Source organism: Vreelandella maris, assembly GCF_013371085.1.
Classification (GTDB): Bacteria; Pseudomonadota; Gammaproteobacteria; order Pseudomonadales; family Halomonadaceae; genus Vreelandella; species Vreelandella maris.
Genome location: NZ_JABWCV010000012.1, coordinates 127,753 through 133,969, shown reverse-complemented (window position 1 = coordinate 133,969; position 6,217 = coordinate 127,753). Strand labels below are relative to the sequence as shown.

The window sequence follows — 6,217 nt, the reverse complement described above, 5'->3', positions numbered from 1 at the left end:
GAGGTCAGCGTCTGTTGTTCAGGTTCAGTGAGAGGGGCAACGAAGCGTTTTTCCATGGTTCTGTCCGTGTCAGAAATCCTGGCATGGATATTACACGAAAACTTTAGATCAGGTACTTAGCACCCGAAGTAAGGCTATATGGTTTAGCGGGTTTCACGGAAGTAGAGCTTGATAGTAATCGGGAAAGCGGCTTTTCCTATGGCGGCGGTGCGGAAATGGATGTAGCCCCCAATTTATCGGTGGGCGCAGATTACATGCGCTATCTGGATAAGTCTGACTACACCTTCGATGCGGCTAGCGTTGGTTTACGCTACCGGTTTTAACGGCTAGTCAAAAAAGCGAAGCGCAACTCGCAGCCCCATGGTCTTCACGCCATGGGGCTTTTTGCTTTTATAAACCAGCAGTGAAGCGGGTAGCCAGCAGATCAACATTGTTAGCCAGCTAATTGATTGTTAGACTAAAGTCTCCCACGTCATTTCCCATAAGAAACGCACCCGTTAAGTGGTGCTAACCAGGCCTTCTCCTGGTGGCTAACAAGTGAGCTCTGCATGACCCCTGATCAAACATTTGCCCGCTGGGTGAAGGTGGCGGTTGCTGCCTTTGTTCTGCTATTTATCTACTTTCTGCTTGCTGATAGCTTTATGCCCATGACGCCAGAGGCGAGGGTGATGCGGCCGGTAACGCGGATTGCGTCCGAACTCAGCGGCCCGGTAAGCGATGTCTTGGTGAGCAATCATCAGCACGTGGAAAAGGGCGATGTGTTGTTTCAGATAGACCCGGCGCCGTTTCGGTTAGCGGTTGAGCAGGCGCAGCTTAATCGTGAGCAATCCGAACGGGAGAATGCTCGCCTGGAAGCGGAGCTAACCTCCGCGCAGGCAGAACTGGCCTCCGCTGAAGCCACGGCTGCCGAGCGGCGGGGCGAGCTTCGCCGAGCGGAAACACTAATGGCGCGGCAAAGCGTATCGCGCCAACAGTATGAACAGCAGGTGGCCGCTGAGCGCACCGCTCAAGCCAGCGTGGCGGCGGCCAGGGCGAAAATCGTTAGCTTGGAGGTCCAACTGGGCGATTCAGGTGAGACCAACCTGCGTTTGCGCCAAGCCGACAACGCGCTCTCTCAGGCCCAGTTGGACCTTGCCCATACCCAAGTGCGCGCGGCACAAGCGGGGAGTGTGACCAACCTGCAGCTGGACGTAGGTGACTACGTTCAGACTGGCCAGCCCGCGTTAGCCGTGGTGGCGGATGAGATAGATATCATTGCCGATTTCCGTGAAAAGAGCCTGCGCCATGTGGCACCCGGCGATACGGCGCGAGTAGTGTTTGATGCTTGGCCGGGGCAGGTGTTTGATGCACAGGTGCTCGCCATGGATGCCGGTGTACGCGAAGGGCAACTGGCTGCCGATGGCCAACTGGCCGATATCCCCACCACCGACCGCTGGGTACGCGATGCCCAGCGCATGCGTGTGCACATCGCGCTAACAGAACCGGTTGCCAACGCTCTCGCCAGCGGCGCACGTGCCACGGTGCAGCTTCAACCCGGTGACGCGGCCCTAGCCAAGCCTTTTGTATGGCTGCAGTCACACCTGATCAGCTGGCTTCACTATGTTTATTGAGTCTAGGCTAACCCAGAACGGGTTGCGGCAGTGCCTTCGCGTGGCGGGCGGCGGTGCGCTGGGCTTTGTGATCAGCCAGCTAATGGGTTGGAACTATGGGGTGTTTTTCACCGTTTTCCCGATGTTTCTGCTCGGCATGGTGCCTATTCTCAATGGCCATATCATTCGCCAGTTTTTAGCCAACGTATCGCTCAATGTGCTTGAGGTGAGCCTGGTGGTCGGGCTGCTCAAGCATATGCCGGTGGTGATGACGTTGGTGGTGCTGGCGATGTTTCTGTTTCGCTTTAACCTGATGGCGAAAGGGCCGCTGTTTCTGTTTGGCGCTAACGGCGTGCTGACGCTCAGCATTCTGCTCCACTTCGCCAGTTACCCGAGTGTGGATTTGAGCGACCTATTGGCCTGCAATCTTGTTGCCAGCGGTTTGGCAGTGTTTATCGCCATGCTGATGCATACGCTTTTTCCTGATGTTGAACCGCGTAAGCCACCACCGGGGGCTACCAAGCTAGCCTCGCAGATACGCCATGAAACCTTGATTGGCGCATTGACCGCCACGCTCTCTTTTGTGGTGTTTCAGGTGTTTGACTTGCAGGGGTCGCTTTCCGCGCAGATGGCAACCATCTTGGTACTGTTTGCACTGGGGTACTCCGGTGCGAAGGTCTCCGCCGCCAAGCGCGCCGTGGGCACGCTGCTGGGCTGTAATCTAGCGCTATTGATGCAGTTGCTGCTGTATACCCAGAGCCACCACTTTCTACTGGTGATGCTGCTCTACTGGCTAGGATTAATGCTCTTTGCGCGAGAACATATCATTGAAGGCGCCGGGTCGGGGATCGGTTTTGGCGGGCTAACCGCCTTGGGGATTCTGTTTGGACAATCGCTAGGCCCGCAGCAAGATTTGATCTATAGCGCGCTTTACCGCTTCTCCTCCATGAGCGTCGCGCTGACACTCACCCTGCTCGTCATGGCCTGTCTGCATTTTTTATTGAATCGCTGGGAGCCAACCCGCTTAACCACATAAACCTGCCATCAATCATAAATAAAGTAGCGCAACTTTTTTAATAAAGGCTAATCTGATGAGGTGTCGATGTGTGATTGACGTGCCGTGTGCACCTTCACATACGATGCTTTCCCTACTAACGGATTAGAGGTGTTTGTCATGACAACGGGGACAGAAGATAAAGCAAAAGGCGCAGGCAACAAAGCAGCCGGTAAAGCCAAAGAAGCCGCAGGCAAAGCGACTGACAGTCACAAAACAGAAGCTAAAGGTAAAGCCCAGCAGGCGAAAGGTGAAATGCAAAAAGGCAAAGGCGACGCCAAGGATAGCCAAAAGAAAAAGCGCTAATAACGTAACTCTGATACCAACAGGGGGCCTCGGCCCCCTGTTGGCGTTTAAGCGATTAATGAAAAGTCATGATTGCCTCCCACCCCGCGTATTATCTCCTTCACTACGCTTTCTTAAAATCAAAAATGGTCAGCATTATAGCGGTGCCTTAACGATGCAATGCTTGATGTAGCGCAATAAAGCGCGCGCTCAGCTATAGCTTAATGGCGAAGTGTCATGACTCCCTTCACTGAGGAAGCGCCCCATGCCTACCATGATGAAAGCGGCCATTTTCGTTGAGCCCGGCCGCATCGAGATTGACGAAAAACCCATTCCCGAGATCGGCCCCAACGATGCGCTGATGCGTGTGACCACCACCACGATCTGCGGCACTGATGTCCATATCCTGAAAGGTGAGTACCCGGTGGAGCGCGGCTTAACCATCGGCCATGAACCCGTGGGCATTATCGAAAAACTGGGGGCCAACGTTAAAGGCTACCAGGAAGGCCAACGGGTCATTGCCGGGGCGATCTGCCCCAGTTTTACCTCCTACGCCTGCCAGGACGATTGCTGCTCGCAGGATGGCGGCCACCACGGCCACGGGTATAAACCGATGGGCGGCTGGCGCTTTGGTAACACCATCGATGGTGCCCAAGCCGAGTACCTGCTGGTGCCGGATGCCCAGGCCAACCTCTCGCCAGTACCGGACGGCCTGACCGACGAACAGGTGCTGATGTGCCCGGACATTATGTCCACCGGGTTTGCCGGTGCCGAAGCCGCCGGTATCAAAATTGGCGACACGGTGGCGGTCTTCGCCCAAGGGCCGATTGGCCTATGCGCTACGGCGGGCGCACGGCTGCGTGGGGCCGGGATGATCATTGCGGTAGACGGTGTTGATGAGCGTTTGGCCATGGCCAAGCAGATGGGCGCGGATGTAACGCTGGATTTCCGCAAGGTGGATGTGGTCGAGGAAATTCTCAAAATCACCGGCGGGCGCGGCGTCGATTCCGCGATTGAAGCGCTTGGCCTGCAACAGACCTTTGAATCCGCTCTGCGGGTGCTAAAACCCGGCGGAACGCTCTCCAGCCTGGGCGTTTACTCCCAAGACCTGACGATTCCGCTGGGCGCTTTCTGCGCGGGCCTGGGCGATCACAAGATCGTTACCTCACTATGCCCCGGCGGCAAAGAGCGCATGCGCAGGCTGATGAGCATCATTGCCGCCGGACGGTTAGATCTTGGCCCCATGGTCACCCACCGTTACGCGCTTGAGAACATCGTCGAAGCTTACGACCTGTTCTCCCACCAGCGCGACGGCGTATTGAAAGTGGCCCTCAAGGTTTCCTGAGGGCCGCAGGCAGCGTGCGATACCGCTTTTTTATACCTCTTGGTAAAGCGCGCTGCCTTCCCGGCGGAACTTCTCCGCCTGCTCCTGCATACCGCGCTTCACCGCCTCGGCGTCGCTTTCGCTGGCGTTTTCCGGCGTGCGGTTACGGTAGGTGTCGCGCACTTCCTGGCTGATCTTCATGGAGCAGAACTTTGGCCCGCACATGGAGCAGAAGTGCGCCACTTTGGCGGAGTCCTTCGGCAGGGTTTCATCGTGGAATTCCCGGGCGGTATCCGGGTCTAGGCCCAGGTTGAACTGGTCTTCCCAGCGGAATTCGAAGCGCGCCTTGGAGAGCGCGTTATCACGGCGCTGCGCCGCCGGGTGGCCCTTGGCCAAATCCGCTGCGTGGGCGGCAATCTTGTAGGTGATAATGCCGGTTTTCACGTCGTCCTTGTTGGGCAGGCCCAAATGCTCTTTCGGCGTCACGTAGCAGAGCATGGCGCAGCCAAACCAGCCGATCATCGCCGCCCCAATGCCGGAGGTAATGTGGTCGTAGCCGGGGGCGATATCCGTCACCAGCGGCCCAAGCGTATAGAAGGGCGCTTCGTCGCAGTACTCCAGCTGCTTATCCATGTTCTCTTTAACAAGGTGCATGGGCACATGGCCGGGGCCCTCGATCATCACCTGCACATCGTGCTTCCAGGCGATATGAGTCAGCTCGCCGAGGGTTTTTAGCTCCGCCATTTGCGCTTCGTCGTTGGCATCGGCAATGGAGCCGGGGCGCAGGCCGTCGCCCAGCGAGAACGCCACATCGTACTGCTTGCAGATCTCGCAGATCTCCTCGAAGTGGGTATACAGGAAGCTCTCCTGATGGTGGTACAAGCACCACTTCGCCATGATGGAACCGCCACGGCTGACGATGCCGGTGACGCGGTTGGCGGTGAGCGGCACATAGCGCAGCAGCACCCCCGCATGAATGGTGAAGTAATCCACCCCCTGTTCCGCCTGCTCGATCAGCGTATCGCGGAACACTTCCCAGGTGAGGTCTTCGGCCACGCCGTTGACCTTCTCCAGCGCCTGATAGATAGGCACCGTGCCAATCGGCACCGGCGAGTTGCGCAGAATCCACTCGCGGGTTTCGTGGATGTTCTGGCCGGTGGAGAGATCCATGATGGTATCCGCGCCCCAGCGGATGCCCCAGGTCATCTTGTCCACTTCCTCCTCAATGGAAGACGTCACCGCCGAGTTGCCCAGGTTGCCGTTGATCTTGACCAGGAAGTTGCGGCCAATGATCATCGGCTCGCTTTCCGGGTGGTTGATGTTATTGGGAATAATTGCCCGTCCACGGGCGACTTCATCGCGCACGAATTCCGGCGTAATCTCTTCCGGCAGGCTGGCGCCAAAGCTTTGGCCGGGGTGCTGATGACCCAAAATACGCTCCACCTCAGCGGTGCCTAACGTTTGCCTACGTTGGTTTTCCCGCAGGGCGATAAACTCCATTTCCGGGGTAATAATCCCTTGGCGGGCGTAGTGCAGTTGGGTCACGTTCTTGCCTGCTTTCGCGCGGCGTGGTGTGCGGGTTAAATCAAAGCGCAGCTGGGCAAGGGTCGGGTCGTTGGCGCGACGGTTACCGTAATCAGATGTTGGCCCCGCTAGAAATTCGGTGTCGTTGCGCTCCTCAATCCAGGCGCGGCGCAGGGCAGGCAGGCCCTGGCGTAGATCAACCTGCGCATTGGGGTCGGTATAAGGGCCGGAGGTGTCGTACACCAGCAGCGGCGGGTTCTCTTCATCAATGCTGCTGGTTTTGGTGGACGAGAGGGTGATTTCCCGAAACGGCACGCGAATATCTGGCCGCGAGCCTTCCACATACACCTTGCGCGAAGCGGGCAGCGGCGCAATGGCGGCGGCATCAACCTGGGCGGTTTCGGCTAGAAAATGGCTCGTTTTGCTCATGGGTAGGTTCCT

At 57.4% G+C, this 6,217-nt stretch carries 6 protein-coding genes; 5 read left to right on the top strand and 1 reads right to left on the bottom strand.

The features are described from left to right. The first annotated feature begins 107 nt into the window (after positions 1 to 107). From HUO07_RS12440 to HUO07_RS12420, 5 genes are all read left to right on the top strand, one after another. Positions 108 to 323: an outer membrane protein gene (locus HUO07_RS12440; RefSeq protein ID WP_422822691.1), complete on the top strand. Its 216-nt coding sequence runs from the start codon at positions 108 to 110 to the stop codon at positions 321 to 323. Between the two features lie 225 nt (positions 324 to 548). Then, positions 549 to 1,610 (top strand): HlyD family secretion protein, encoded by a 1,062-nt coding sequence (locus tag HUO07_RS12435; RefSeq protein ID WP_008957668.1) that lies wholly within the window; start codon positions 549 to 551, stop codon positions 1,608 to 1,610. Further along, positions 1,600 to 2,625 (top strand): DUF2955 domain-containing protein, encoded by a 1,026-nt coding sequence (locus tag HUO07_RS12430; RefSeq protein ID WP_176303826.1) that lies wholly within the window; start codon positions 1,600 to 1,602, stop codon positions 2,623 to 2,625. Before HUO07_RS12435 ends, HUO07_RS12430 begins: the two co-directional genes overlap by 11 nt. Positions 2,626 to 2,763: 138 nt before the next feature. After that, positions 2,764 to 2,949 (top strand): CsbD family protein, encoded by a 186-nt coding sequence (locus HUO07_RS12425; protein WP_008957666.1) that lies wholly within the window; start codon positions 2,764 to 2,766, stop codon positions 2,947 to 2,949. Positions 2,950 to 3,193: 244 nt separating this feature from the next. Further along, the gene (locus HUO07_RS12420) at positions 3,194 to 4,273 is read left to right on the top strand and encodes an NAD(P)-dependent alcohol dehydrogenase (RefSeq protein WP_176303825.1); all 1,080 of its coding nucleotides are present in this window, start codon (positions 3,194 to 3,196) and stop codon (positions 4,271 to 4,273) included. 30 nt (positions 4,274 to 4,303) lie between these two features. Here the strand turns inward: HUO07_RS12420 and thiC are convergent, their stop codons facing one another. Continuing rightward, positions 4,304 to 6,205 (bottom strand): phosphomethylpyrimidine synthase ThiC, encoded by a 1,902-nt coding sequence (gene thiC / locus HUO07_RS12415; protein WP_176303824.1) that lies wholly within the window; start codon positions 6,203 to 6,205, stop codon positions 4,304 to 4,306. Between the last annotated feature and the right edge of the window lie 12 nt (positions 6,206 to 6,217).

Excerpts from the sequence above, each read along its gene's own strand:
- HUO07_RS12435 (WP_008957668.1), top strand. The coding sequence starts at position 549 with ATGACCCCTGATCAAACATTTGCCCGCTGGGTGAAGGTGGCGGTTGCT.
- HUO07_RS12430 (WP_176303826.1), top strand. The coding sequence starts at position 1,600 with ATGTTTATTGAGTCTAGGCTAACCCAGAACGGGTTGCGGCAGTGCCTT.
- HUO07_RS12425 (WP_008957666.1), top strand. The coding sequence starts at position 2,764 with ATGACAACGGGGACAGAAGATAAAGCAAAAGGCGCAGGCAACAAAGCA.
- HUO07_RS12420 (WP_176303825.1), top strand. The coding sequence starts at position 3,194 with ATGCCTACCATGATGAAAGCGGCCATTTTCGTTGAGCCCGGCCGCATC.
- thiC (WP_176303824.1), bottom strand. The coding sequence starts at position 6,205 with ATGAGCAAAACGAGCCATTTTCTAGCCGAAACCGCCCAGGTTGATGCC.